Source organism: Streptomyces sp. XM4193 (assembly GCF_023072595.1).
Classification (GTDB): Bacteria; Actinomycetota; Actinomycetes; order Streptomycetales; family Streptomycetaceae; genus Streptomyces.
The window spans coordinates 869,815-894,742 of the sequence record NZ_JALLGK010000001.1 but is presented as its reverse complement, the minus strand read 5'-3'; the positions used below and the strand labels follow the sequence as shown (position 1 = coordinate 894,742).

Genomic DNA, 24,928 nt, shown 5'->3' with positions numbered 1-24,928 from the left:
CCAACAGGAAAAACAAAGACCTCAGCAGCTACAGGAGACCACTCGGCAGCGCGGAACAAGATCCGCGACCGGGGCGCCGGAGGGCCGTGCACCGGACGTCTGAGCGACTGTCGACCGTCTCCCCGGCGGGCCAGGGCGAACGAAGACGACCGGAAAGAGCGTCCCGGAAACGTCACGGGGTTGACCGTTGCCGCCCGCCGCGCGGGAGCCGATCCCGACGGGGACGCCACCCGCGGTGCGGGGGGCCGATCCCGACGGGGACGCTGTCGCCGCGCCCCGCACCGGGCCTCGTCAACGCTCGACCGTCGCGCTTCTCCGGCAACGCCGTCTCGGCGCACCTCCCCGAACGCACTGGGCCGGCAGCGCGAAGGGCGCAGCTCTGCGTCGACTCCGCGGACGCGGTACGGGTCGGCTGATCCGGCGGAAGCGGCAGCCGGGCAGGGGCGGAGGCGGTAGCCGACAGGTGCAGAGGCGGCAGCGACAGCCGGCGGACACTCCACCAGGACCTGCGCGGAGCCGACACGGTCGTACAGACGATCAGACGTGGGTGTGTGCAACTCGTACGCGCAACCGGCTCGTTCGGCCCGCGCAGCGCGTACTGCTCGCCAATCGACGTGCGCCGCCCTGCAGGACCGACCGCGTACCTGACCGGTTCTCTCGCGAACCGGGCTGCGCGACGGGTCGGGCCGACGTCCGTCGCGCCCGCCTTCGGCGGCAGAGCGGCCCGGGTTTCAGGGAAAGAGCGGTGCCGGGGTGGTCGGCCAGGTCATGCGGATGAGGCCGCCGTGGTCGTCGGAGAGCACCTCGACGTCGTCCACGAGGCCGCTGATCACCGCGAGCCCCATGTCGCTCTCGTCCTCGGCGCCGTCGGCCGCACCGCCAACCGCGGTGTCGCCGGCCCCGCCCGCCACGGCGGCGTCGTCACCCACCTCGATGGCGAACTTCTTGTCGTCCTCGATGAGGGCGACGCGCACCGGCGAACTCAGACCGCCGCTCTGGTGCAGACCCACGGCGCGGCTGCACGCCTCACCCACCGCGAGTCGGACCTCGTCCAGCACGGCTTCGTCGACTCCAGCTCGCCGAGCGACGGCCGCCGCCACCAGACGAGCGGTGCGCACGTGCTCGGGAAGCGCACTGAAGCGCAGTTCGACGGTGGCCATGCCATCCCCTTGGAGGTCGTACGGACGTGCTTCCCGGGGGTCCGGCGCAACACAGTGCCCGACCCCCGGGGGGAAGCCTCTGGATGAGGGCGCGTCAGTCGGTGGCCGCGACGGCTTCGTCGACCGAGTTGTGGATCGGGAAGACCTTCGTCAGGCCAGTGATCCGGAAGATCTTCAGGATGCGCTCCTGATTGCAGACCAGCCGCAACGAACCCTCGTGCGCGCGCACTCGCTTGAGACCTCCCACCAGCACGCCCAGACCGGTGGAGTCAAGGAAGTCGACACCTTCCATATCCACAACGAGGTGGAAGCTTCCATCGTTCACCAGCTCCACGAGCTGCTCACGCAGCTTGGGCGCGGTGTACACATCGATCTCGCCACCGACCTCGACGATCGTGCGATCGCCTACGGTACGGGTCGACAGGGACAGGTCCACGGATCCTCCAGCACCTTGCTATCGAGCGGTCGCCCCCTGGGCTATCCCCTCCTCAGAAGGGGATGGGTATCCCCCGCTGCCCGGAAGGAACGGATCGGCAGCCGCAGGGGCATTCAATCACCTACTCACGTGCGTGCACGACGCCTTGAGCCATTGTCCGTCAGGCTGATGACACACTCGGTGTCAATGGCCAGCAAACGTCGCCCGCACGCGAAGGGTGCCCGACCCGCCCCGTCACCGCCCGGGTCGGTCTTCGAGCAGCTCGCCGGCACGGCCGACCGGGACAGCCGGATCACCCATACGGAGCATGTGCCCCCAAGGGTCGGTCGTCATGCCGACTGGCCCGCCCCGATCCGGCCAGAGGTGATCGAAGCCGTCCGCGCGGCGGGCATCGAACGCCCCTGGGAGCACCAGGCGGCCGCGCTGCGGCACGCGCTGGCCGACGAGTCCGTCGTGGTCGCCACCGGCACCGCTTCCGGCAAGTCGCTCACCTACACGCTGCCGGTTCTCAACACCCTGCTCGAAGGCGCGCAGGCGCCGGACGGCCGCGGCACCACCGCCCTCTACCTGGCCCCGACCAAAGCGCTCGCCGCCGACCAGCTGCGAGCACTCAAAGAGCTGGCCCGCCCGCTCGGCACCGGGGCCCGTCCGGCCGTGTACGACGGCGACACCCCCTACGAGGAACGCGAGTGGGTACGGCTGCACGCCAACTACGTGCTCACCAATCCGGACATGCTTCACCGAGGGATGCTGCCGTCGCACCCACGCTGGTCCTCCTTCCTCCGCGGGCTGCGCTACGTCGTCGTAGACGAGTGCCACACCTACCGGGGTGTCTTCGGCTCACACGTCGCCCAGGTCCTGCGACGGCTCCGCCGGGTCGCGGCGAAGTACGGAGCCGATCCGGTCTTCCTGCTGGCCTCGGCCACCTCCGCGGACCCGGCGGTCGCGGCGACCCGACTCACGGGCGTACCCGTGCGCGAGGTCACCGAGGACACCTCCCCGAAGGGCCGACTGACGTTCGCGCTGTGGGAGCCGCCGCTGACGGGCACACAGGGCGAACGGGGCGCGCCCGTACGGCGCACGGCCACCTCCGAGGCCGCAGAGCTGCTGGCCGACCTCGCCGGCCGGGACGTTCGGACGCTGGCGTTCGTCCGGTCGCGGCGGGGCGCAGAGCTGACGGCGGTGATCGCCCAGGAACGACTGGCTGAAAATGATCGCTCTCAGGTCGCGCGAATCGCCGCATACCGGGGCGGCTACCTTCCCGAAGAACGTCGGGCCCTGGAGCGGGCACTGCACTCCGGTGAACTCCTCGGCCTCGCCGCGACGACCGCACTGGAACTGGGTGTGGACATTTCCGGCCTCGACGCGGTGCTCATCGCCGGCTATCCCGGAACCCGGGCCTCCCTCTGGCAGCAGGCCGGGCGGGCCGGCCGCCAGGGCCAGGACGCCCTGGCCGTCCTCATCGCGCGGGACGACCCGCTGGACACCTATCTGGTGCACCATCCCGAGGCACTCTTCTCCCAACCGGTCGAGTCGACCGTGCTCGACCCGGACAACCCCTACGTACTCGCTCCTCACCTGTGTGCGGCGGCTGCCGAAATTCCGCTCTCCGAGGCCGACTTCGGGCTTTTCGGGCCGGCGGCGGCCGAGGTGGTGCCCTCCCTGGAGCGACGCAGACTGCTGCGACGGCGCGGCTCGACCTGGTACTGGACGCGTCGGGAGAGAGCGGTCGACCTCACCGACATCCGTGGGCAGGGCGGCTCGCCCGTCCAGGTCGTCGAGGAAGCGACCGGCCGGCTGCTCGGCACCGTCGACGCCGCGGCGGCGCACAGCACGGTCCACGAGGGCGCCGTGCATCTGCATCAAGGCCGCAGCTACGTCGTACGACAGCTCGACCTGGAGGACCCGGACGGATCCGTCGCGCTGGTGGAGGAATCCACTCCGCCCTGGTCGACCATGGCCAGGGACACCACCGCCATCACGATTCTGGAGACCACCTCCCGCGTGCCCTGGGGCGAGGGAGAACTGTGCTTCGGTTCGGTCGAGGTCACCCACCAGGTCGTCTCCTATCTGCGGCGCAAGCTGGTGACGAACGAGGTGCTGGGCGAGACCAAGCTCGATCTGCCTCCGCGCACCCTGCGCACACGCGCCGTGTGGTGGACGGTCTCGGAGGATCAGCTGGACTCCGCCGGGATCGCCCCCGAAGTGCTTCCCGGAGCACTGCACGCCGCCGAGCACGCCTCGATCGGCATGCTGCCGCTTTTCGCCACCTGCGACCGTTGGGACATCGGTGGCGTCTCCGTCCCCCTGCATCCCGACACGCTCCTGCCCACCGTCTTCGTCTACGACGGGCAGCCGGGCGGCGCCGGCTTCGCGGAACGCGCCCACGCCACCGCACAACGGTGGCTCGGGGCGACTCGCGAGGCCATCGCGGCCTGCGAATGCGAACGCGGGTGCCCCTCCTGTGTGCAGTCCCCGAAGTGCGGCAACGGCAACGAGCCCCTGCACAAGCGCGGCGCGCTGCGCCTGCTCACCGAACTGCTCCGGGCGGCCCCGCCCTCGACCGAATCTCCGGCGCATAAGGACCGTGAGATATCCGGGCCGTGACGTCCACGGCGCCATCGGGCCCGAGCACGCACCGCACCACGGAAGCTCCCTGCGCCTCGGCCACCCGACGTGCCGCACCGCAGGCCGCCTGCGCTCCCTGAGGCGCCCGCGCCGCCGCAGCGAGCGCCGCCAGATCCGCCGCGCCTGCCGCGCGATGGCGTACGACGACCGCCTCGCAGAACGACATCAGCGCCAGGAACACGGTGCACAGGGCCAGCGCCGACCACGCGGCCCACACGGTGGCCGAGCCGCCGTCGTCCCGGGATCTCGCCGAACGACGGACCCGACCGAGTTCCGGCCTTCCTGGGCGCCGCCGCCCCGGTGCGCGGCCGAACGGCCGCTCGGGGATCCGGTCAGCCGTTCGGCCCCGGCCTCCACTCACCCGACGCTCCTGCCCTCTGCACCGGGCGTGCCCACCGCATCGCGGCGGGCATCCGGCGCCTCCTTTCGCGCGGCGCCCTCCCCTGCCCGCTCGGAACCATCGCCGGACGGCGTACGCATCGCCGCACTCGGCGCCAACGACGCCCTCGGCACAGCCGGGGCAGACGGCGGAGCCGTCCCCGACAGCGGCGACGGCACCCGACGCCCGGACTCCGCCGGTCCTGGGCCCTCCACGCCCGGGCCCTCCACAACTGGGCCCTCCACGGCTGAGTCCTCCACCTGCCGTTCCTCCGCGGTGCCGTGCCCCGGGGCTGCAGCCGACCCGGGACGGTCCGCCCCCGGACGGTGTTCCGCCTGGGCGACCGCTTCCGCGCTCAACTCGACGGACAGCGGTCCGGGGCCGACACTTCGCGCTCTCACCCGCACGCGCACCAGGTCGCCGTCCCGCGCCGCCTCCACCTCCGCACCGGCCGGAGCCACCTGTTGGGCGGCAGCCGTCACACCGGGCCACGGTTCGGCTCTGGCCGCGGCCCTGGCGCCGGCACGGGCCGCGTCGACGCACTGAATGTGAGCGGCGCTGGCGAGCAGACCCCACAGCAGCATCGCGATGAGCAGGACCAGAGACGGGACGACCACCGCGGTCTCCGCCGTGGCCTGTCCCGAATCCCGCCACCGCCACCGCCACCGCAGAAGGCACCGCACCCGGCGCACGCACACGTTCGCGTTGACCGCGGCAGCCACGCACTCACACCGCCGAGCTGAACGCACGCTCGATCAGGCCCTGCAACGCCGCCGTGACGGGCGAACTGGTGAGCACCTTGTACAGCACCGCGGCGAAGGCACAGGCGGCGAGCGTCGCCACCGCGTACTCCGCGGTGCTCATTCCGGCGTCAGACGTACGGGACCGACGCACAGCACGCCGGAGCCGACCGCAACGCGGCCAGACATCGGCGACACGCCGCCATCGCACCGTGGGGCACATCAACATGGCTTTGTCTCCTCAGAGTTGAGAGTGGATCCGAGTGGAAGGAACGAAGACGCCCCTCGGGCCCCGTGCTCGTCGGACGATCCGCCCGGCGACCGCCGAGCAGCGCCCGGCGCAAGCACCTGAAGCGCCGGGGAACGAGGTGAGGCCGCGGAACGCGCCGCGCCCGGACGCGGTACGAGGTTCGGGGGCATGCGTCGGGCGAGCGGCCTAGCTGAGACGCTGCCCGAGGCCAATCACCACGGGCACGACCGTCGCCAGCAGAAACGCGGGCAGAAAGCACAGCCCGAGTGGCGCGGTGACGTGCACCGCCGCCTGTCTGGCACGGGCAGCGCCGGCACGGGCCCGGTCGGCTCTCGCCGTCGCAGCCTGCCGTGAGATCTCGTCCACCACGGGCGCTCCGGACTGCTCCGCCTGCTCCAGACAGCGGGCCAACCGACGGCCGCCCTCGACCTCCGCGACGCACCGCCATGCGGCGTCCGGCTCCGCGCCCAGCCGCAGCTCCTGGCACACCCGCACCAGACGCTCGCCCAACGGCCCGCCCAGGCTTGCACCCACCGCCCACGCAGCCTCTCGCGGCCGACTGCCGGCTGCGAGGCACGCGGCCAACAGCTCTGCCGCAAAAGGGAGTTGACGGCCTGCTTCCCGCAGCTCCGCCTTCTCTCCACGTCCGCGACCGGGCCGCTTGCCCACCGCTCGCCACGCCGCCGCTGCCGAGCAGGCGCCCAGCAGCAAGCCGAGAGGTGTCCCGAGCAGACCGTCGAGGAGAACCGCCACCGATATACCTGCCCCTGTACCGGCCGCCGCGGGAGCAAGTCCGCGGGTCCCCGTCAGACGTGCCGTCATCTTCCGGACGCCCGCCGAACCTCCCGCCGGCCCGGCTGCCACCACCGGCGCCACCGGGCCGAAGAGCACTACGGCGCGAGCCCGCCGCCCTCGGGAGCGGCGCCACCGCCGCAACCCCAGCAACGCCACACCGGTGGCCACAACCACCACCGACCAGAGCAACGACGACCGGCCCGGTGACAAGTCCGCGATCGCCTCCAACTGCCCGTGTCGGCAGCCCGGCGGCCAGCCGGCTGGGCCCGCCCGCCCCTCTGCGACGACGCCCGCAACGGAACAACCCGCCACAGGCGCGCCGACCGCCACGACTCCCGCACCGATCAGCACGCTCATCGCGCCTCCTCCCTGTCTCGCGCGCCCGCTGCCCGACGCACGATCGCGCGCGCCCACAGGGCTCCCAGCAGCTCCAGACCCGACGAAGCCGCGAGCAGCACCCAGCCGACCGGCGTGTGCAGCAGCACTCCCAGCGGGTCGGCGCCCATCGCCGTACCCATCGACACCCCGAGCAACGGCAGCCCTGCCAGGATCGACACCGTCGCGCGCGGGCCCGCCAGTTGGGCCTGGAGATCCTCGCGCTGGTCACGCTCCAGCCGCAGGGCGTGCGCCACGCGGTCCAGGCCTGCCGCCAGGCCCGAGCCGCCCTCCGCCGCCACCTGCCAGCACGCGGCGACTCCGCCCAGCCCGCCGCCGCCCGGCTCTCCGGCGGCGCTGCGCAGCGCACCGGGCAGATCGCCTCCGAACCGGGCTGCGGCCAGCACCGCCGCGCCCGGCGGGCCGAGTCCCGCGACGCCCACCGCCAACAGCGCCTGCTGCGGCTGGCTGGCCGCTCTCAGCTCGGCCGCCACCTCGACGCACAGCTCCACCACCGCCGCCTCGCGACGGTCCGCCTCGAGCCGCCGAGCTCTGCTCCTCAGCCCGCGCCGCACCGCCACGGCCGCACCGAGGCAACCGAGCAGTGGCAGTGGCGAGCGCTGCCAGTGGGCCAGCGCGCAGCCCACGGCCACCACGACGAGACACAGGACCAGTCCGCCGGGCATGAGCGCGTCGGGCGTCGGCCACGTGGAGTGCGAGGCCTTGGCCGTCGCAAGCCGACTTCCGGACCCCCGACCCGCATGCCGACTTCCGGGCCACCGGTCAGGCTGCGCAACAACAGAGCCCCGGCCGAGCAAGTCCCGCCAGCGGGCCGGCCACCCGCGCGACGCCCACCGCGCCACCGGCCCCCGCCGGGCGTCCTGTCGGAGCCCGCCGACGAAGCCCGGACGCCAGGCCGCAGTGCACAGCTCTGCACCACCGAAGAGGGCGCGCGCCCTCCGCACCTCCGGACTCGCGGCAGCGACCCACCACACGGCGGCCGGCACACCGCACAGCAGCAGCGCGACGGCCGTCCAGCCGCCCCCCAACTCCCCGCTCGCCAGAGCCGCTTCGATCTGCACCGCACTCATGCCGCCCCTCCCCCGCGTGCACAGAGGTCCTTCAGCACGGGCCAGCCCTCTGCCTCGACGAAACCCGCAGGGCCCCAACGCACGGCGGGCACGGTACTCACGAGCCCCTCGGCGCCTCTGCGCAGTACGTGCACCTCCGCGAGGCGGCGGCGCCCCGTGCTGTCCCGGTGCAGATGGAGGACGAGATCGAGGGCGGCGGCGATCTGGCTGTGCAGTGCCGCCCGCCCCACCCCGGCCGCCATTCCCAGGGCCTCGAGACGGGCGGGAACGTCTGCCGCCGCGTTCGCGTGCAGGGTGCCTGCTCCGCCGGAGTGCCCCGTGTTCAGCGCTGCGAGCAGATCGATCACCTCCGCGCCGCGGACCTCTCCGACGACCAGCCGGTCAGGACGCATCCGCAGCGCCTGGCGGACCAGATCGCGCAGGTCGACCCGGCCCGCGCCCTCCTGGTTCGCCGGGCGGGCCTCCAGCCGTACGACGTGGGGGTGCGCGGGCCTCAGCTCCGCGGAGTCCTCGGCCAGCACCAGCCGCTCGGCCGGGGCGGCCAGGCCGAGAAGGCAGCTCAGCAGGGTCGTCTTGCCGCTGCCCGTGCCGCCGGAGACCAGGAAGGAGAGCCGTGCGTCCACCACCGAACGCAGCAGTCGGTCGCCGCCCGCCGGCAGAGTGCCCGCGGCCACCAACTCGGCCGGGCCGAAAGCCCGGTGGCGCACCACCCGCAGCGAAAGACACGGACCGTCCACGGCCACCGGCGGCAGCACCGCGTGCAACCTCGTGCCGTCCGGGAGGCGCGCGTCGACCCACGGCCTGGCGTCGTCCAGCCGCCGACCCGCCGCACTCGCCAACCGCTGCGCCAGTCGGCGAACGGACCTGGCGTCGGCGAACGTGACGCCCGTGCGCTCGAGTCCTCCGCCGCGGTCCACCCACACCCTGTGCGGTCCGGCCACCAGCACGTCCGTCACCTCGGGATCGGCGAGCAGCGGCTCCAGCGGACCGGCACCGACAAGCTCGGACCGCAGCGCGTTCACCACGGCGAGCACACCGCTGTCGCCGAGCAACCGACCCTGGGCGCGCAGCGCGGCGGCCACCTGCGAGGGGGTCGGATCCGCCCCCGACTCCGCGAGCCGGCGGCGGACGACATCCACCAACTCCTCGGACGGCGCGGCCGGTTCGCTCGCCCCTTCGTCCGCCCGAACCGTGGCGGAAGGCGGTCGGAGACCGGCACCGCTCGGGCCCGGGCGCGGCTGGGGAGCCTCCGCCGCGCTCCCGCCCGGGCCCCGGCTGACGGGGCGGACGGGCCGCACACCACGAAGACCGGCGTGCAGGCCCGAAGGGCGCAGCACCGACCCGTACGGACGCGCCCCGTACGCACCCGACGGACACGACCCCGACGACGCCGCCGGATACCCGTCCGACGGGCGCCGGCCCGAGGCGTACGGCGGTGGTCCCCCGCTCACGAGGTCGCGCTCCCCTGCAGCCCGTCCCCGGGCAGGGCCCGCGACCAGAAGGCGCTGCAGAACCGCCCCAACGGACCGCCCGGCGCCGCACCCGGCGGCCTGCCGCGGCCCGCGGCCTCGGACAGATCGCGCTCGTTCGGGACCTCACCGGCAAGCGGCAGGTCCAGCAGCGCCGCCACCTCCTCGGCGCCCAGACCGGCGGCGTACGGGCCCCGCACCACCACCCTCATGTCCTTCAGCAGCAGCGCCCAACGAGCGGCCACCCGGCGGGCCGCCGCAATCGCCCGGAGCTCTGCGGGCACGACCATCAGGCCGAGATCCAGCTGTGTCAGCGCTTCCGCAACCGCCTCGTCGAGCTGGCGCGGCAGGTCGATCACCACCGCTCCGCCGCGCCGGCGGGCGGCCCCGAGCACGGCGCGCATCGCCTCGGGCGGGACCAGCACGCAGTCGCTGCGGTCCCAACTGAGCACCCTCAACTCCGCGACGGCGGGCAGGGATTCCTCCAGCGCCTTGGCCGCCACCCTCCCGCGCGACTCCAGCAGCGCGGGCCAGCGCAAGCCGTCGGCGGACTCTCCGCCGAGCAGGATGTCCAGACCACCGCCGAGCGGATCACCGTCGACGAGCATCGTCCGCTCGCCGTCGCGCGCGGCGCTCATCGCGAGCGCACAGGCGAGGGTCGAGGCGCCCGCTCCGCCGCGACCGCCGACGACCCCCACGGTGAGAGCGGGGCGCCCGACGCCTTCCACCGCGTCCGCGATGCGGCCGGTGAGCCATCGTTCGGCGTCCGGCAGGAAGACCACCTGCTCCGCCCCCAGACGCACACCTCGCTCCCAGATCGAATGGTCGTCGAGGTCCTTGCCGACGAGCAGCACGCCCTCCCTGCGGGCGACCGAGTGCAGTTCGGCGCCGAGCGGACGCGCCCGGTCGTCCCCCAGCAGCACGAGCGGCGCGGACCGCCAGGACCGTGCTCCGGACGGATCCGCAGCCCTGGGCCCGTGCACCACTTCGGCTTCGGCTCCCGCGGCTGCGCACAGTCGCAGGAGGTCGTCGAGGAGATCGGCGTCCTCGGTCACGATCAGGATCGTCTCGGCCATCTGGCCTTCCCCTTCGGGCTCGGTGAGCGCGCCCCACGGCCTTTCACAGAGCCGGGGGGCGCCTTGCGCATTCACCGTGCAGAAGTCCGGGAAAGATTGGGGATCTTGGTCAGATTCTGTGGATAACCCACAGGTTGTGAATAACTCGCTCACACTCTCGGGCTACGCGGCACTGTCGGCCCGCAGCAGCCGATCCACTACCCGGAGTGACGTTCCCCCGAGGCTTCCCGCCCTGCGCCGGCACCCGCGCGACAACGCCCCGGCGGCGACTCAATCGCGGCACAGGGCAAGCAAAGGTGTCCGGACATGCGACGACCCCCGCCGGGGGGGAGAGCGGGGGTCGTCTTCCACGGTCGACTCGGGGGGGGAGGAGCCGAACCGGGTTAGCACGGTCGCGAACGATCCGTGACTTCCATGGTGTACCCGAGAGCCTTCTCGAGCAAACCCACACGCAACAGCTTACGCCGAATGGTGGGCGCCAATCATCGGTATCCTCCACAGCGTGGAAAACCACTCGATGCCCCGCACAGCTGCCTTCTTCGACCTGGACAAGACGGTCATTGCGAAGTCGAGCACGCTCACCTTCAGCAAGTCGTTCTACCAGGGCGGCCTGATCAACCGTCGCGCCGTACTGCGCACCGCCTACGCCCAGTTCGTGTTCCTCGCCGGACGCGCGGACCACGACCAGATGGAACGAATGCGCTCCTATCTGTCCGCGCTGTGCAAGGGGTGGAATGTCGAGCACGTGAAGGAGCTCGTCGCCGAAACCCTGCACGAACTGATCGACCCGCTCATCTACGACGAGGCCGCCTCGCTGATCGAGCAGCACCATCTGGCGGGACGCGACGTCGTCATCGTCTCCACCTCGGGAGCCGAAGTCGTCGAGCCCATCGGCGAACTGATCGGCGCAGACCGGGTGGTGGCGACGCGCATGGTCGTCGAGGACGGCTGCTACACCGGCGAGGTCGAGTACTACGCGTACGGCCCGACCAAGGCGGAGGCCGTCCGGGAGCTCGCCGAGAGCGAAGGGTACGACCTCGAACGCTGCTACGCCTACAGCGATTCGGCCACCGACGTCCCGATGCTGGAGACGGTCGGGCACCCGCACGCGGTGAACCCCGACCGCGCACTGCGCAGGGAGGCCGTCGCCAGGGACTGGCCGGTGCTGACGTTCAGCCGGCCGGTCAGCCTCAAGCAGCGGCTGCCCTCGCTGCCGCCCCGCCCGATCGTCACCGCCGCGGCGGCGGTCGGAGCCGCGGCCGCGACCGCCGGGCTGCTCTGGTACGCCGCCCGCCGACGTGCCGGATCAGCCGCTTAGCGCGACGCCGCGCAACGCCGCAGCCGGCGCGCACAGTGCGCCGGTACGTCCCGCGCGGGGGTTCGCGCGGGACCTCGCGCAGAGCGCGCCCACACGGCGACGCCCGCACAACCGCACGGCCGGCGAGGAGGGACGAACCTCCCACCGTGCCCCCCACGGCCCCTCAACCGCGCAGCCCAGTACGCAGGTTGGTCCGGTCGGACAGGGCGATCGCCGTCCGATCCGGCCGACTACCGCAAGTGGCTTGAAAACGGCGGAAAGTGAACGTTGCCCTCCGGGCTTCCCCTCGCTCCCATACCGGAGTACAAAGGACTTAACGGCCCGCGAGACCTCAACCGATATCCGAGAGGATGACGGAAATAGGAGTTCAAGGCCCCACGGACCGACGCATGAATATCGGGAACCCACGCGACGCCGACCCGTCGAATACGGGCCCACCGTCCAGGTAACGGGCAAAGTCCCGACCTGATCGGATCTGATTCGAGCACGCACTGGTACCCCGATGGACATGTCAGCGGCGGCACTGCGAGAGCAGTGCCGCCGCAATTTCGTACCACCGGCGGACTCGTCACATCGCCATCCGGCGCACCCCAACCGGCGCACCTCGACCGGAAGGCGAGAAACCAGAACCCCGCGCACCGGAACTCACCCCGCGTTCGCCGCCCACCGCGACGACGAAAGAGATCCGCCTGTGCGCAGTGGCACATGCCTCGGGGAAATTCCCGACGCTGCGACGTGCGGAGCGGGGTCCGCCCTCAGGCAGCGCCGCGCTGCATCGCCTCGCATACGGCGGTCGATTCGCGTGCGCCCAGACGTACCGATCGGCCGCAGTGCACGATCCAGGCGCCGACACCTTCCGGCGTGCCGGACAGATAGCCCTCGAAAGCGCCCAGATAGCCGCCGTCTTCGGACTGCGCCTCCTGGTGGCCGACCTCCGCCGGGCAGATCGACTTGGGGTCGAGGCCGCTGCCGACCAGGACGACACGTTCCGCCGCACGCGCGACGAGGGAGTTGTGCGAGACGAAGGGGCGGAGCGCCAGCAGTTCACCGTGCACCACCGCGGCGGTCACCAGCGCGGGTGCCGAGGAACCGGCGACGATCAGTTCGGCGAGCGACTCCAGACGCGCGGACACCTCGTCGGCCGACGGCAGTTCGAACGGGAGCGTCGGCTCGTCGACCGGCTCGCCGGCCAGCCGCGGACGGCCGATCGCGTCCGCCCCGCTGCTCGGCACCTCCGGCCGCTGCACTCCTCCGGCCGCCACAAGATGCAGCCGGGCGAGCACCCGGAGCGGCGACTGCCGCCAGATCGGCAGGAGTTGACCCGCCTCGGCGGTGACGCGCAGTGCGGCGCCCACGGTCCGCGCCTGCCCGTCGACGCCGAAATCGCTGCGCCGCCGCACCTCCTCCAGCGCCCAGTCGGCACCGGCCAGCGCCGCGCTGGCACGCGCTCCGCGCAGTACGGCCTCGGCGGTCACCTCGGTGCTGCGCCGCCGCATGACGCGGTGCTTGTAGAGCAGGTCGACGGCGCGGCGCACCGAGTCGACGGCCTCATCCACGCCGGGTAGGCCGCCGAGCGGCGCCAAGGGGTCCGCACCGGCGGACGGCTGCGAACCGGGTGCCTGGGGACTGTTGCTCATGGGTCACGACCCTACGCACACCGCGGTGCCGCTACGCCCCTCGATCGAGTGGTCTTGCCCACTCGGCTGCCCGATCCACCACCGGTGCCGCCCTACCCTGACGAACATGAAGATCGCTTTCGTAGGCAAGGGCGGCAGCGGCAAGACCACCCTGTCGTCCCTGTTCATCCGTCATCTCGCCGCTCGCCGGCTGCCGGTGGTCGCCGTCGACGCGGACATCAACCAGCACCTGGGCGCGGCCCTGGGCATGACGGACGAAGAGGCGGCCGGGATCCCGGCCATGGGCGCGCACCTCCCCCTGATCAAGGACTACCTCCGGGGCTCGAACACACGCATCGCCTCCGCCGACTCCATGATCAAGACGACTCCCCCCGGCGCCGGCTCCCGGCTGCTGAGCATCACCGGCCAGAACCCGGTCTACGACGCCTGCGCCCACCGGCTCACGCTGGAAGGAGGGGACGTCAGACTCCTGGCCACCGGGCCGTTCACCGAGGACGATCTCGGCGTCGCCTGCTACCACTCCAAGGTCGGAGCGGTGGAACTGTGCCTGAACCATCTGGTGGACGGGCGCTCGGAGTTCATGGTCGTCGACATGACCGCCGGCTCCGACTCCTTCGCCTCCGGCATGTTCACCCGCTTCGACACGACCTTCCTGGTGGCCGAACCCACCCGCAAGGGCGTGGCCGTCTACCGCCAGTACCGCGAGTACGCCCGGGACTTCGGCGTACGGCTCCAGGTCGTCGGCAACAAGGTCCAGAACCAGGACGATCTCGACTTCCTGAGCGCAGAGGTGGGCGACGACCTGCTCGCCGCCTTCGGCCACTCGGACTGGGTGCGCGGCCGGGAGAAGGGCCGAGCCCTGCCCTGGGCGGAGCTGGAGGAGTCCAACAGGCACGCGCTGCGCACCCTCCACGACGCCGCCGACGACTCGTACGCCCACCGCGACTGGCGGCGCTACACCGACCAGATGGTGCACTTCCACCTCAAGAACGCAACGGGCTGGGGCAACGCCCGCACCGGCACCGATCTGACCCATCAGATCGACCCGGACTTCCTGCTCGGCGAGGACCTCGTCGCGCCGCAGCCCGCCTGACCCCACCCCGCGCACAGCCGACCTCCGCACGCACCGGACACGACCCCGCCTCCGGCCACGACCCCCGCGGCGGAGAACCGCGGCGGAAGACCGCGGCGGAAGACCGCGGCGGAGCGGAAGGCGAGAGGCGGCCACCGAGGCACGGTGGCCGCCTCTCCTCCGACACGGGCGGTTACTTCGCCGACGGCCCCGCCGCGAGGAAGCGCTGCCAGTCGCCCTTGGGGCGTTCACCGACGCCGAGGCCGCGGAGCTTGTCGAGCACCTCCTTGTCCTGGAGGTCCAGCCAGTCCACGAGCTGACGGAACGACACACAGCGGACGTCGTCCTTCACGCACACGGTCTTGATCACGTCCTCGACGGCCTTCATGTAGATGCCGTTGTTCCACCCGTTGAAGTGGTTTCCGATGATCAGCGGTGCGCGATTGCCCTGGTGGGCGCGGTCGAATCCCTGGAGCAGACCGTCGCGCATCTGCTTCTCCCACTGCGGGTGCTTGGCCGGATCCCCGCTGCCGGGGCCGGACTGGTTGACCATGAAGTTGTAGTCCATGGAGAGCGTCTCGAAGGCGCGTCCGGGCATCGGGACCATCTGCAGCGGGATGTCCCACATGCCTCCCTTCTTGCTCGGCCACACCTGGCTGCCGTTGCCGCTGGAGTCGTAGCGGAAGCCCAGCTCCTTGCCGGCCTTCACCACGTTGTCGCGGCCCTCCAGGCAGGGCGTGCGTCCGCCCACCAGCTCCTGCTCGTAGTCGAAGGGCAGCGCCTCGGTGCCCTTCCAACCCGTGGTGCTCTTCCAGTTCTTGACGAACCATTTGGCCTGCCGGATCTCGCTCTTCCAGTCCTCCACGCTCCAGCTGTCCACGCCGTTCGGACCGCAGAAGTGGCCGTTGAAGTGGGTGCCGATCTCGCTGCCGTCCTGCCAGGCGCCGCGGACCTGCTCCAGCGTCGCCCTGACGTTCTCGTCCTTGAGGTAGCCGATGTCGGAGGCGCCCGGCTTGCGGCCGGGCGGGCTGTAGCGACTCGCCTCCCCCTCGGGCAGCAGATAGATGCCGGAGAGGAAGTACGTCATCTGCGCGTCGTACTTCTTGCCGATCTTGCGGAAGTGCGAGAAGAGCTTCTTGCTGTCCTCGCCCGCGCCGTCCCAGGAGAAGACCACGAACTGCGGCGGCTTCTCGCCCGGCACGAGCTTCTTCGGCCGAGGCTGGTTGGGCTGGATACCGGTGAAGGAGGTCGAGCCGTCACCGATGAGCCGAGGCCGCAGCGGCTTGTCCACCTGCCCCTGCTTCTCCCCCCGCTCTCCGTTCCCGTCCCGGTCGGACTGGCCGTCCGAACCGTCGGAACCGGTTCCGCACCCGGTCGCGAGCACGGCGGTCGCGACGAGCGCGGCTGCGCCCGTGAGGTACGTCCGTGGCCTGGCCATACGTTTCCACCTCGCCTTTCGGCGCGGGCGGACAGGTGCGGCGCCGGCCGGGGAACAGTGGGCGTCAGCTGCCGCACCCCGTTGACCAGCACTGACAGGCCGTCCCACGCGCACATTGACAGCGAATCAGCTGATTCGAGCTCAACGTGGCATGGATCCGATAAGCACATTGATATGACAAGCGGACAACAGCTCATCGTTCACTCATAAGGCGGAAGAGCGACACAGAGCACCTGGATCACCGCAGGGCTTCCTTTACCTGTCATTACGATTCATTTACCTCCCCTTGGGAGTAGTTGAATTTCCACAGACCGTGATGAGCTACGCGACGGAAACGAGATCGATGTCCGCCTGCGCACCCGTTCCCGCCCTCGGCGCCCTCCGTGCCGCCCGGCAGGGCCACACCCCCACCGCCTCCCCCACAGACAGCGCCTCCAACGCGTCCACCGACGACAGGACCGCCGGCACCGCCCCGCAGACCCCCTGGAGGGACCGCCTGCGGGGCGGCTTCGGCGGACGCGGCACAGGAGGCGGCTCGGCCGATCTCTCCGCGTCCGTCTCGGTCTTCCTGATCGCACTCCCGCTCTCGCTGGGCATCGCGCTGGCGACCGGGGCGCCGCTCCAGGCCGGGCTGGTCGCCGCCGCCGTCGGCGGGATCGTCGCGGGCCGGTTCGGCGGAGCGCCGCTCCAGGTCAGCGGACCTGCGGCCGGTCTGACCGTGGTCACCGCCGAACTCATCCAGCAGTACGGCTGGCGCACGACCTGCGCGATCACCGTTCTCGCCGGGCTCGCCCAACTCGTCCTGGCATACGTGCGAGTGGCCCGCTCGGCTCTCGCGGTCAGCCCTGCCATCGTGCACGGGATGCTCGGCGGCATCGGCGTGTCCATCGCGCTGGCCCAACTGCACATCGTGCTCGGCGGCAGTCCGGAGAGCTCCGCCGTCGCCAATGTGAAGGCGCTGCCGGAGCAGCTGGCGAACCCTCACCCCGCGGCGCTCAGCGCCAGCGCGCTGACGATCGCCGTACTGCTGGTGTGGCCGCGGCTGCGCGGACGCACCGGACAGCTGGTGCGCACGGTCCCCGGCCCGCTCGCCGCGGTCGTACTGGCCACCGGGCTGGTCGTGGTGGCGGGACTCAGCCTGCCGCGGGTCGACCTGCCGTCCTGGCGCAGCCACGCGCTGCCCGAGATGCCGGAAGGGCCGGTGCTCGGCCTGATCGCCGCGGTGTTGACGATCACCCTGGTGGCGAGCGTGGAGTCGCTGCTCTCCGCGGTGGCCGTGGACAAACTGGCCGCCGGCCGCACCAACGAGCGCGGCGGACCCCGCATCCCGCGCGCCGACCTGGACCGGGAGCTGCGCGGACAGGGCGCGGCGAACGTCGTCTCCGGCGCCCTCGGCGGGCTGCCCGTGACGGGAGTCGCGGTGCGCAGCGCGGCCAACGTGCAGGCGGGTGCGGTCAGTCGGCGCTCGACGATCCTGCACGGCTGCTGGGTGGTGCTCGCCGCCGCCCTGCTGGTGCCCGTCCTCCAGCTGATCCCGCTGGCGGCCCTCGCCGCGCTGGTCATGGTGGTCGGTGTGCAGATGGTCAACCTGACGCACATCCGGACCGTCAACCGGCACCGCGAGGTGTGGGTCTACGTCGCGACCGCGACGGGCGTCGTCCTCCTCGGTGTACTCGAAGGAGTGATCATCGGAATCCTGGTGGCCGTCGGCGTGAACCTGCACCGGCTGACACACACCCGGATCATCCACGAGAGCCCGCAGTCCGACGCCGGCGAGCACCGGGTGCTGGTGCGCGGCCAGTTGACGTTCCTGGCGGTGCCCAGGCTGAGCAGGACGCTCGGGCGGCTTCCCGACGGCGGCCGGGTGGTGATCGAGCTGGACGGCTCCTTCATGGACCACGCGGCGTACGAGGCCCTCCAGGACTGGCAGAACGCGTACACCACCCACGGCGGCGACGTCAGCATCACCGGCCGGTCGGGGGCGCGGATCGCCGAGCCCAGCACGGCCCACCACTGCACGCCCTGGACGCCCTGGCGCAACCACCACTGCACCCAGCCGAGCGAGAAGCAGAGCCCGCGCACCGAGCGGCGCGGTCAACTGCTCGGCGGCGTACGGAACTTCCAGCGCGCCACCGCACCACTCGTACGAGCGGAGCTCGCCCGTCTGGCGCGCGACGGCCAGCAGCCCTCGCACCTCTTCCTGACCTGTGCCGATTCCAGGCTGGTGACCAGCATGATCACCTCGAGCGGACCCGGCGACCTGTTCACGGTCCGCAACGTCGGCAATCTGGTGCCGCCGCCCGGCCGGGAGACCGGCGACGATTCGGTGGGCGCGGCGATCGAGTACGCCGTGAACGTGCTGAAGGTGGGTTCGATCACCGTGTGCGGGCACTCGGGCTGCGGCGCGATGCACGCGCTGCACGCCGCGGGAAGCGGCCGTCCGGACCGCGGCAGCTCGCTCTCCCGCTGGCTGCACCACGGCAGGCCGAGCCTGCTGCGGGCCCGCGAGTCCGCCGCCGGGCCGCGACTGGCCGAACGCGAGCCGGCGGACGAGATCGAAGCGCTCTGTCTGACCAACGTGGTGCAGCAGCTCGAACATCTGCGGGCCCACAGCTGTGTCAACGAGCGTCTGGCCGAGGGCTCGCTGGAGCTGCACGGGATGTACTTCCACGTCGGCGAGGCGCAGGCGTACGTGCTGGACCACCGGGAGCTGGCCGACGCCCACGCTCCCGTCTTCACACCGGTCCACCCGGAAGCCGACACCGCCGTCCCCACCGCCGGACACCGGACGACCGACTGAGCCGGCGGGCGTCAACCGGCTGACAGACGCCGAACGGCCGGCCGGACACCGGTCGGCCCACCGAGAGCGGCGGCCCGCAGAAGTCCCGGGCCGCCGCTCTCTCGCGGCGCACGCGGGCACACACGCCGGGCCGTGCGCGATGCGGCACGGGGTCGCTCGTCGGCGCCGCGACCGATGTGCTTCCGCGGCGGCGCGACACGGGCGTACGTTCGCGGTACCGGGTCCCGCCGAGAGCAGCGCCCACCGGAGCGGCGCCCCGGGCCGTACGCAGCCGCGCTCCGGATCCGACGCCGGTGGCGGCCCGTGAGGGGCGGACCCGCCGACCGCGCGCCGAACGGTTCCACGACCGTCCGGCAACCGTCCGGCGCGGCAGCACGCCACTCACCGATAGAGGTCTACACCACTTGCCCGTGAACCCTTGTCAGGGCCCGGCGGGAGCTGGTCAGCTATGACCTGGGACACAGCGCACACCCCGGGCGAGAGCCATGGGACGAGGGAGATGTCGTGAGCAACGAAAGCCTGGCCAATCTGCTCCGCGAAGAGCGGAGGTTCGAGCCGCCGGCCGAGCTCGCCGCCAACGCCAACGTCACAGCCGAGGCGTACGAGCAGGCACGCGCCGACCGGCTCGGTTTCTGGGCCGAGCAGGCACGCAGGCTCAGCTGGTCGACGGAGCCGACCGAGACCCTTGACTGGAGCAACCCGCCCTTCGCCAAGTGGTTCCAGGACGGCAGGCTCAACGTCGCCTACAACTGCGTCGACCGGCACGTCGAGGCGGGCAACGGCGACCGGGTGGCGATCCACTTCGAGGGCGAGCCCGGCGACAGCCGCACGCTGACCTACGCCGAGCTGCAGCGCGAGGTCTCCAAGGCGGCCAACGCGCTGCTGGAGCTCGGCGTCGGGACCGGCGACCGGGTCGCCGTCTACATGCCGATGATCCCGGAGACGGTCGTCGCGATGCTGGCCTGCGCCCGGATCGGCGCCCCGCACTCGGTGGTCTTCGGCGGGTTCTCGGCGGACGCGCTCGCCACCCGTATCAACGACGCCGACGCGCGCGTCGTGATCACCGCGGACGGCGGCTACCGCAAGGGTTCGGCCAGCGCGCTCAAGCCCGCCGTGGACGAGGCGCTGACCCGCCCCGGCACCGAGAACGTGCGCAATGTGCTGGTCGTACGGCGCACCGGCCAGGACGTCGAGTGGACCGAGGGCCGCGACGTGTGGTGGCACGACGTCGTCGAGCGCCAGTCCGAGGAGCACACGCCGGAGGCGTTCGACGCCGAGCACCCGCTGTTCATCCTCTACACCTCGGGCACCACGGGTAAGCCGAAGGGCATCCTGCACACCTCGGGCGGCTACCTCACCCAGGTCGCCTACACCCACCACGCCGTCTTCGACCTCAAGCCCGAGACGGACGTCTTCTGGTGCAGCGCCGACGTCGGCTGGGTGACCGGCCACTCGTACATCGTCTACGGGCCGCTCGCCAACGGCGCCACCGAAGTCCTCTACGAGGGCACCCCGGACTCGCCGCACAAGGGCCGCTGGTGGGAGATCATCCAGAAGTACGGCGTCACCATCTTCTACACCGCGCCCACCGCGATCCGCGCCTGCATGAAGTGGGGCGACAACATCCCCGCCGAGTTCGACCTCTCCTCGCTGCGGCTGCTGGGCTCGGTAGGCGAGCCGATCAACCCCGAGGCATGGGTCTGGTACCGCCAGCACATCGGTGCCGGCAGCACGCCGGTGGTGGACACCTGGTGGCAGACCGAGACCGGCGGCATCATGATCAGCCCGCTGCCCGGGGTGACGGCCACCAAGCCGGGGTCCGCACAGGTGCCGCTCCCGGGCATCGCCGCGACGGTGCTGGACGACGAGGCACGGGAGGTGCCGGACGGGTCGGGCGGCTATCTGGTCCTGACCGAGCCGTGGCCGTCGATGCTGCGCACCATCTGGGGCGACGACCAGCGGTTCCTGGACACCTACTGGTCGCGCTTCGAGGGCCGGTACTTCGCCGGCGACGGCGCCAAGAAGGACGACGACGGCGACATCTGGCTGCTCGGCCGGGTCGACGACGTGATGCTGGTCTCCGGCCACAACATCTCCACCACCGAGGTGGAGTCGGCGCTGGTCTCCCACCCCTCGGTCGCCGAGGCGGCCGTGGTCGGCGCCACCGACCCGCAGACCACCCAGGCGATCTGCGCCTTCGTCATCCTCCGCGGCAGCGCGGCGGAGAAGGAACAGGACGAGCTGGTCACGGAGTTGCGCAACCACGTGGCCAAGCAACTCGGCCCGATCGCCAAGCCGTCGCGCATCCTGCCGGTCGCCGAGCTGCCGAAGACGCGCTCCGGGAAGATCATGCGGCGACTGCTGCGGGACATCGCGGAGAACCGCGAACTGGGCGATGTCACCACGCTGACGGACTCCTCCGTGATGGAGCTGATCCAGAAGCAGCTGCCGGCGTCCGGCGGCGGGGACGACTGACGGTTCCCCAACGGCGCACGGTCACCGGCGGGCGCCGAGCGCGCCGAGCGCGCAGTCGCGCGGTACGGCGCCGGCGGTGAAGGACGGGCGGGTGGGGCACGGATCTCCGTGCCCCACCCGCCCGTCCCGCGTCCCGGGGACCGCGTCCCGGCCACCTCCCCGCTTCGGGCCCCACGGCAGCCGGACGCGGACGGCAGTCCTGCACGCAAGGCAGCCCGGCAGGCAGGGGCACGCACGGCAGCCCGGCAGGTACGACAGCCGGACACGTACGGCAGTCGGGCGCGGGCGGCGCGCACGGCGGCGGGCGGCGCGCCACACGAGCGGCGCAGATGCACCAAGATCCCCCGAAAGCAGACGCCACTGCCACCACGGCGTGCCGAACCACCCACCAGCGACGACGATACGAAGGGTGCTGCGGCATGATGTGACGCCGAAGTAAGTACCACGGGCGCGCCTATGACAGGGAGTGAGTGATGAGCACAGCCGCCAACGGCAAGCCGAGCCTGGGGGATCTCGTCTCCCGAGCGTCCGAGGAGATGTCGAACCTCTTCCGGGCAGAGGTGGCGCTGGCCAAGTCGGAGGTGAAGAGCTCGGCGATCCGCGCCGGGGTGGGCATCGCCTTCTTCGCCGTCGCGGGCGTACTGGCGCTCTTCTCGCTGCCGGTCTTCAGCTTCGCCCTCGCCTACTGGCTGTACGCGTGGTGGAGCATTCCGCTGGCCATCGCGTTCCTCATCACCGGTGGCCTGATGCTGCTGTTCGCCGTCATCTGCGGCTGGCTCGCGGCCCGGCTGATGAAGAAGCTGGAGCCGCCGAAGAAGGCCATCGCCTCGGCCAAGGACTCCGCCGCCGTTCTGTCCAACGCCAAGCCGCACCCGCGTCGCAGCACCGAGCCGGAGGCGGTCCGACTGGTGAAGAATCAGTGACAGACTTTCCCGTATGACCTCCGCCGTACCGCCTGCCGTTCAACTCGACGGCCCCTGGACCCATCGTGATGTCGCCGCCAACGGAGCGCGCTTCCACATCGCGGAGATGGGCGAGGGGCCGTTGGTGCTCCTGCTGCACGGCTTTCCGCAGTTCTGGTGGACCTGGCGGCACCAGCTGCCGGCGCTCGCGGAGGCGGGCTACCGGGCGGTGGCGATGGATCTGCGCGGCGTGGGCGGCAGCGACCGCACCCCGCGCGGCTACGACCCGGCAAACCTGGCGCTGGACGTCACCGGCGTGATCCGCTCGCTCGGCGAACCGGACGCGGCGCTCGTCGGCCACGGCCTCGGCGGCTATCTGGCGTGGACGGCCGCGGTGATGCGGCCCAAGCTGATCCGGCGCCTTGCGGTGGAGTCCATGCCGCATCCCCGCCGGTGGCGTGCGGCGATGTTGCGCGATCCGCGCCAGACGGCGGCGAGCTCGCACATCTGGGGCTTCCAGCGCCCGTGGGTGCCCGAGCGGCAACTGACCGCGGACGACGGCGCGTTGGTCGGACGGCTCGTGGGCGACTGGACGGGGCCGAGCCCGGACACGTACACACCCGAGGATCTGGACGTCTACCGGCGGGCGATGTGCATTCCCTCGGCGGCCCACTGCTCGGTGGAGCCCTACCGCTGGCTGATGCGCTCGCTCGCGCGGCCGGACGGCGTGCAGTTCTACCGGCGGATGAAGCGGCCGGTACGGGTGCCGACTCTCCATCTGCACGGTTCACTCGATCCGGTGCTCCGCACCCGCAGCTCCGCGGGCTCCGGTGCGTACGTCGAAGCGCCGTACCGCTGGCGGCTGTTCGACGGGCTGGGGCACTTCCCGCACGAGGAGGACCCGGCCGGCTTCACCACGGAACTCGTCGACTGGTTCCGGGACCCCGAGCCGGACCGCTGACGCTCCCCACGCCCCCCGCGCACCCGGCCGCCGCGGCGGTTCCGGAGCAGGCGTCCGGCTGCGGTTCCGGAGCAGATGTCCGGCTGCGGTTCCGGACCAGGTGTCCGGCGGTTCGGGGTACGTGTCCGGCGGCGGTGGTCGGTGCCCGGCGGAGCCGTGGCGCACATGCCGGCGCAAGCCGTACGGCCCTTGGGAGCACTGGCCGGCGGCCCGGTTCGCACACGTGCCCGGAGCATAGGCCGATCGAGTTCGGGTCGGGCGGTTACCGATCGCCGGAGCGGGGCAGAGTCCCCGGTATGGGCTGGACTCACGATCACCGTGACGTGTCTCGTAGCACCCGGGAGAACAACCGGGAAACCAGCGTCAGAAAGCGTGGCGCAGGGCCAAGGGCCGTCTCACATTCTCCTCGCACCGCGTACGACGCCCGTATGGGCATCCCGCGGATTCTGCGGCGCCGTGCTCGCTGGGTGGGCGCAAGACTGCGCCATCCCCGCGGCTGAAGCGCCGCGTCACTTCAACCACCGGGCGCTGTCGTCCTGTTGATCGGTCATCAGTTGTGTCCGGTCACAGGGCGCAGGCCTGGCTTTCGACCCGTTCGTCCGCGGTGCGCCCGCGGGCCGCCGTCTCGCGCACCTCGTCGTTGGTGAGCGCATATCCGGTGTGCGCGTCCTCCAGGGACTTGGCGAAGATGACCCCGTACACCTGTCCCTGCGGGGTGAGCAGCGGGCCGCCCGAGTTGCCCTGCCGCACCGGGCCGCGCAGCGAGTAGACGTCCCGGCGCACGGTGCCGCGGTGGTAGATGTCCGGGCCCTTGGCCTGCACCCGGCCGCGGACGCGTGCCGAGCGGGCGTCGAAGCCGCCGTTCTCGGGGAAGCCGGCGATGATGGCGTCATCGGCGGTGGCCGCCGCGCCCTCGGTGAACTCCAGTGCGGGAGCCCGCAGTTCGGGCACGTCGAGGACGGCGACATCACGCTTCCAGTCGTAGAGAACGACCTTCGCCTCGTACTTCCGGCCCTCGCCGCCGACCTGCACCGTCGGCTCCGGCACTCCGCCGACCACGTGTGCGTTGGTCATCACCCGCTGTCTGCCGAAGACGAAGCCGGTGCCCTCCAGCGATTTGCTGCAACTGGGCGCCGTACCGGTCACCTTGACGATGGAACGCTTCGCGCGCGCCACAACCTCGCTGCCCGCAAGGGCCGGGTCCGGCGCGGGCACCGCGGTGATCGGCTCGCTGGTGAAGGGCGAGAAGACCTGCGGGAAGCCGTTCTGTGCGAGCACGGTCGAGAAGCCGGCGAACCAGGTGTCGGCCCGGGTCGGCATCAGCCGCGAAACTCCTTGCAGGACGGAGGAGTTGCGTACTTCCTGACCGACCGTGGACAGCGAGGTGGTGGCCAGCGCGGAGCCGAGCAGCCAGGCAACGAGCAGCATCGCCAGTACGTTGACGAGGGCGCCACCGGTCGCGTCCACCGCCTTGGCCGGCCGCCAGGTCACCCGCACCCGGAGCCTGCCGCCGATCTGAGTGGTGAGTGCCTGGCCGATCGAGGCGAAGACGACCACCACGACGACGGCCAGCACCGCGCCCACCGTGCCCGGCGAGGCGTCTCCGCCGAACTCGCTCCACAGCGGCGGCAACAGCACGATCGCCAGCAGTCCGCCGGCGAGAAAACCCACGACCGAGAGGATGCCGACGATGAAGCCCTGGCGGTAGCCGACGACCGCGAACCACACGGCGGCGAGCAGCAGCAGAATGTCCAGAACGTTCACCGCGCAAGCCTTGCCTATTCCTCGCCCCGGGGCCACCGGTCGGGGCTCCGGTGCTCCCTACGGGTCACCGCGTACGAAGGTCGCGCGCCTGATACGCCGTCAACTCGCACACCGGAGACACCACTCGTACGGGAGTGCCCATCCGGACTGCCCGGGAGTGAC

The 24,928-nt window shown here is 71.6% G+C and carries 20 protein-coding genes; 8 read left to right on the top strand and 12 right to left on the bottom strand.

The features are described 5' to 3' along the window. Positions 1-731: 731 nt before the first annotated feature. The gene (locus MTQ01_RS03755) at positions 732-1,160 is read right to left on the bottom strand and encodes an ATP-binding protein (RefSeq protein WP_247486826.1); all 429 of its coding nucleotides are present in this window, start codon (positions 1,158-1,160) and stop codon (positions 732-734) included. Between the two features lie 94 nt (positions 1,161-1,254). Next, on the bottom strand, positions 1,255-1,596 hold the full coding sequence (gene bldG, locus MTQ01_RS03750) for an anti-sigma factor antagonist BldG (RefSeq protein ID WP_143647025.1): 342 nt from the start codon (positions 1,594-1,596) through the stop codon (positions 1,255-1,257). Positions 1,597-1,782: 186 nt separating this feature from the next. Here bldG and MTQ01_RS03745 point away from each other — a divergent pair, with 186 nt between their 5' ends. Then, positions 1,783-4,203 carry a DEAD/DEAH box helicase gene (locus tag MTQ01_RS03745; protein WP_308294354.1) on the top strand — a complete coding sequence of 807 codons (2,421 nt, stop codon included), beginning with the start codon at positions 1,783-1,785 and terminating at the stop codon, positions 4,201-4,203. Here the strand turns inward: MTQ01_RS03745 and MTQ01_RS03740 are convergent. From MTQ01_RS03740 to ssd, 7 genes are all read right to left on the bottom strand, one after another. Continuing rightward, entirely contained in the window at positions 4,127-4,441 is a 315-nt protein-coding gene (locus MTQ01_RS03740; protein WP_374207587.1) for an Rv3654c family TadE-like protein, read from the bottom strand. The genes MTQ01_RS03745 and MTQ01_RS03740 overlap by 77 nt on opposite strands. A gap of 140 nt (positions 4,442-4,581) precedes the next feature. Further along, positions 4,582-5,187, bottom strand: a complete 606-nt coding sequence (locus MTQ01_RS25110; protein WP_374207635.1) for a TadE family type IV pilus minor pilin — start codon at positions 5,185-5,187, stop codon at positions 4,582-4,584. A gap of 142 nt (positions 5,188-5,329) precedes the next feature. Beyond that, positions 5,330-5,572: a DUF4244 domain-containing protein gene (locus MTQ01_RS03730; RefSeq protein ID WP_374207586.1), complete on the bottom strand. Its 243-nt coding sequence runs from the start codon at positions 5,570-5,572 to the stop codon at positions 5,330-5,332. Positions 5,573-5,779: 207 nt separating this feature from the next. Next, positions 5,780-6,127 carry a type II secretion system F family protein gene (locus tag MTQ01_RS25230; protein WP_247486824.1) on the bottom strand — a complete coding sequence of 116 codons (348 nt, stop codon included), beginning with the start codon at positions 6,125-6,127 and terminating at the stop codon, positions 5,780-5,782. Between the two features lie 614 nt (positions 6,128-6,741). Continuing rightward, a complete protein-coding gene (locus tag MTQ01_RS03720; RefSeq protein ID WP_247486823.1) occupies positions 6,742-7,449 on the bottom strand; it encodes a type II secretion system F family protein in 708 nt (235 codons plus the stop codon). Between the two features lie 401 nt (positions 7,450-7,850). After that, on the bottom strand, positions 7,851-8,996 hold the full coding sequence (locus MTQ01_RS03715) for a TadA family conjugal transfer-associated ATPase (RefSeq protein ID WP_247486822.1): 1,146 nt from the start codon (positions 8,994-8,996) through the stop codon (positions 7,851-7,853). 305 nt (positions 8,997-9,301) lie between these two features. Beyond that, on the bottom strand, positions 9,302-10,399 hold the full coding sequence (gene ssd, locus MTQ01_RS03710; RefSeq protein WP_247486821.1) for a septum site-determining protein Ssd: 1,098 nt from the start codon (positions 10,397-10,399) through the stop codon (positions 9,302-9,304). A gap of 490 nt (positions 10,400-10,889) precedes the next feature. Between ssd and MTQ01_RS03705 the strand changes: the two genes are divergently transcribed. Then, positions 10,890-11,717, top strand: a complete 828-nt coding sequence (locus MTQ01_RS03705) for an HAD family hydrolase (protein ID WP_211042297.1) — start codon at positions 10,890-10,892, stop codon at positions 11,715-11,717. Positions 11,718-12,472: 755 nt separating this feature from the next. On the opposite strand, the gene MTQ01_RS03700 is transcribed toward MTQ01_RS03705, so the two are convergent. Next, positions 12,473-13,354: a Fic family protein gene (locus tag MTQ01_RS03700; RefSeq protein ID WP_247486820.1), complete on the bottom strand. Its 882-nt coding sequence runs from the start codon at positions 13,352-13,354 to the stop codon at positions 12,473-12,475. A 106-nt stretch (positions 13,355-13,460) separates the two neighbouring features. Between MTQ01_RS03700 and MTQ01_RS03695 the strand changes: the two genes are divergently transcribed. Next, the gene (locus tag MTQ01_RS03695; RefSeq protein ID WP_247486819.1) at positions 13,461-14,447 is read left to right on the top strand and encodes an ATP-binding protein; all 987 of its coding nucleotides are present in this window, start codon (positions 13,461-13,463) and stop codon (positions 14,445-14,447) included. 172 nt (positions 14,448-14,619) lie between these two features. Here the strand turns inward: MTQ01_RS03695 and MTQ01_RS03690 are convergent, their stop codons facing one another. After that, on the bottom strand, positions 14,620-15,864 hold the full coding sequence (locus MTQ01_RS03690; protein WP_247486818.1) for a hypothetical protein: 1,245 nt from the start codon (positions 15,862-15,864) through the stop codon (positions 14,620-14,622). A 343-nt stretch (positions 15,865-16,207) separates the two neighbouring features. Between MTQ01_RS03690 and MTQ01_RS03685 the strand changes: the two genes are divergently transcribed. From MTQ01_RS03685 to MTQ01_RS25225, 5 genes are all read left to right on the top strand, one after another. Beyond that, on the top strand, positions 16,208-18,664 hold the full coding sequence (locus MTQ01_RS03685; RefSeq protein WP_374207633.1) for a SulP family inorganic anion transporter: 2,457 nt from the start codon (positions 16,208-16,210) through the stop codon (positions 18,662-18,664). 504 nt (positions 18,665-19,168) lie between these two features. Next, positions 19,169-21,139: an acetate--CoA ligase gene (gene acs, locus MTQ01_RS03680; protein ID WP_247486816.1), complete on the top strand. Its 1,971-nt coding sequence runs from the start codon at positions 19,169-19,171 to the stop codon at positions 21,137-21,139. Positions 21,140-21,612: 473 nt separating this feature from the next. Continuing rightward, on the top strand, positions 21,613-22,062 hold the full coding sequence (locus MTQ01_RS03675; RefSeq protein ID WP_247486815.1) for a phage holin family protein: 450 nt from the start codon (positions 21,613-21,615) through the stop codon (positions 22,060-22,062). A gap of 13 nt (positions 22,063-22,075) precedes the next feature. Beyond that, positions 22,076-23,002 carry an alpha/beta fold hydrolase gene (locus MTQ01_RS03670; RefSeq protein WP_247486814.1) on the top strand — a complete coding sequence of 309 codons (927 nt, stop codon included), beginning with the start codon at positions 22,076-22,078 and terminating at the stop codon, positions 23,000-23,002. A 296-nt stretch (positions 23,003-23,298) separates the two neighbouring features. Further along, on the top strand, positions 23,299-23,502 hold the full coding sequence (locus MTQ01_RS25225) for a hypothetical protein (protein ID WP_247486813.1): 204 nt from the start codon (positions 23,299-23,301) through the stop codon (positions 23,500-23,502). A 64-nt stretch (positions 23,503-23,566) separates the two neighbouring features. On the opposite strand, the gene MTQ01_RS03660 is transcribed toward MTQ01_RS25225, so the two are convergent. Continuing rightward, complete coding sequence (locus MTQ01_RS03660; protein WP_247486812.1) at positions 23,567-24,766, bottom strand: MarP family serine protease; 1,200 nt, start codon at positions 24,764-24,766, stop codon at positions 23,567-23,569. Positions 24,767-24,928: the final 162 nt, after the last annotated feature.

Excerpts from the sequence above, each read along its gene's own strand:
- MTQ01_RS03755 (WP_247486826.1), bottom strand. The coding sequence starts at position 1,160 with ATGGCCACCGTCGAACTGCGCTTCAGTGCGCTTCCCGAGCACGTGCGC.
- MTQ01_RS03695 (WP_247486819.1), top strand. The coding sequence starts at position 13,461 with ATGAAGATCGCTTTCGTAGGCAAGGGCGGCAGCGGCAAGACCACCCTG.
- MTQ01_RS03675 (WP_247486815.1), top strand. The coding sequence starts at position 21,613 with ATGAGCACAGCCGCCAACGGCAAGCCGAGCCTGGGGGATCTCGTCTCC.
- MTQ01_RS25110 (WP_374207635.1), bottom strand. The coding sequence starts at position 5,187 with ATGCTGCTGTGGGGTCTGCTCGCCAGCGCCGCTCACATTCAGTGCGTC.
- ssd (WP_247486821.1), bottom strand. The coding sequence starts at position 10,399 with ATGGCCGAGACGATCCTGATCGTGACCGAGGACGCCGATCTCCTCGAC.
- MTQ01_RS03690 (WP_247486818.1), bottom strand. The coding sequence starts at position 15,864 with ATGGCCAGGCCACGGACGTACCTCACGGGCGCAGCCGCGCTCGTCGCG.
- MTQ01_RS03670 (WP_247486814.1), top strand. The coding sequence starts at position 22,076 with ATGACCTCCGCCGTACCGCCTGCCGTTCAACTCGACGGCCCCTGGACC.
- MTQ01_RS25225 (WP_247486813.1), top strand. The coding sequence starts at position 23,299 with ATGGGCTGGACTCACGATCACCGTGACGTGTCTCGTAGCACCCGGGAG.
- MTQ01_RS03700 (WP_247486820.1), bottom strand. The coding sequence starts at position 13,354 with ATGAGCAACAGTCCCCAGGCACCCGGTTCGCAGCCGTCCGCCGGTGCG.
- MTQ01_RS03720 (WP_247486823.1), bottom strand. The coding sequence starts at position 7,449 with ATGCCCGGCGGACTGGTCCTGTGTCTCGTCGTGGTGGCCGTGGGCTGC.
- MTQ01_RS03745 (WP_308294354.1), top strand. The coding sequence starts at position 1,783 with ATGGCCAGCAAACGTCGCCCGCACGCGAAGGGTGCCCGACCCGCCCCG.
- MTQ01_RS03685 (WP_374207633.1), top strand. The coding sequence starts at position 16,208 with ATGTCCGCCTGCGCACCCGTTCCCGCCCTCGGCGCCCTCCGTGCCGCC.
- MTQ01_RS03730 (WP_374207586.1), bottom strand. The coding sequence starts at position 5,572 with ATGTTGATGTGCCCCACGGTGCGATGGCGGCGTGTCGCCGATGTCTGG.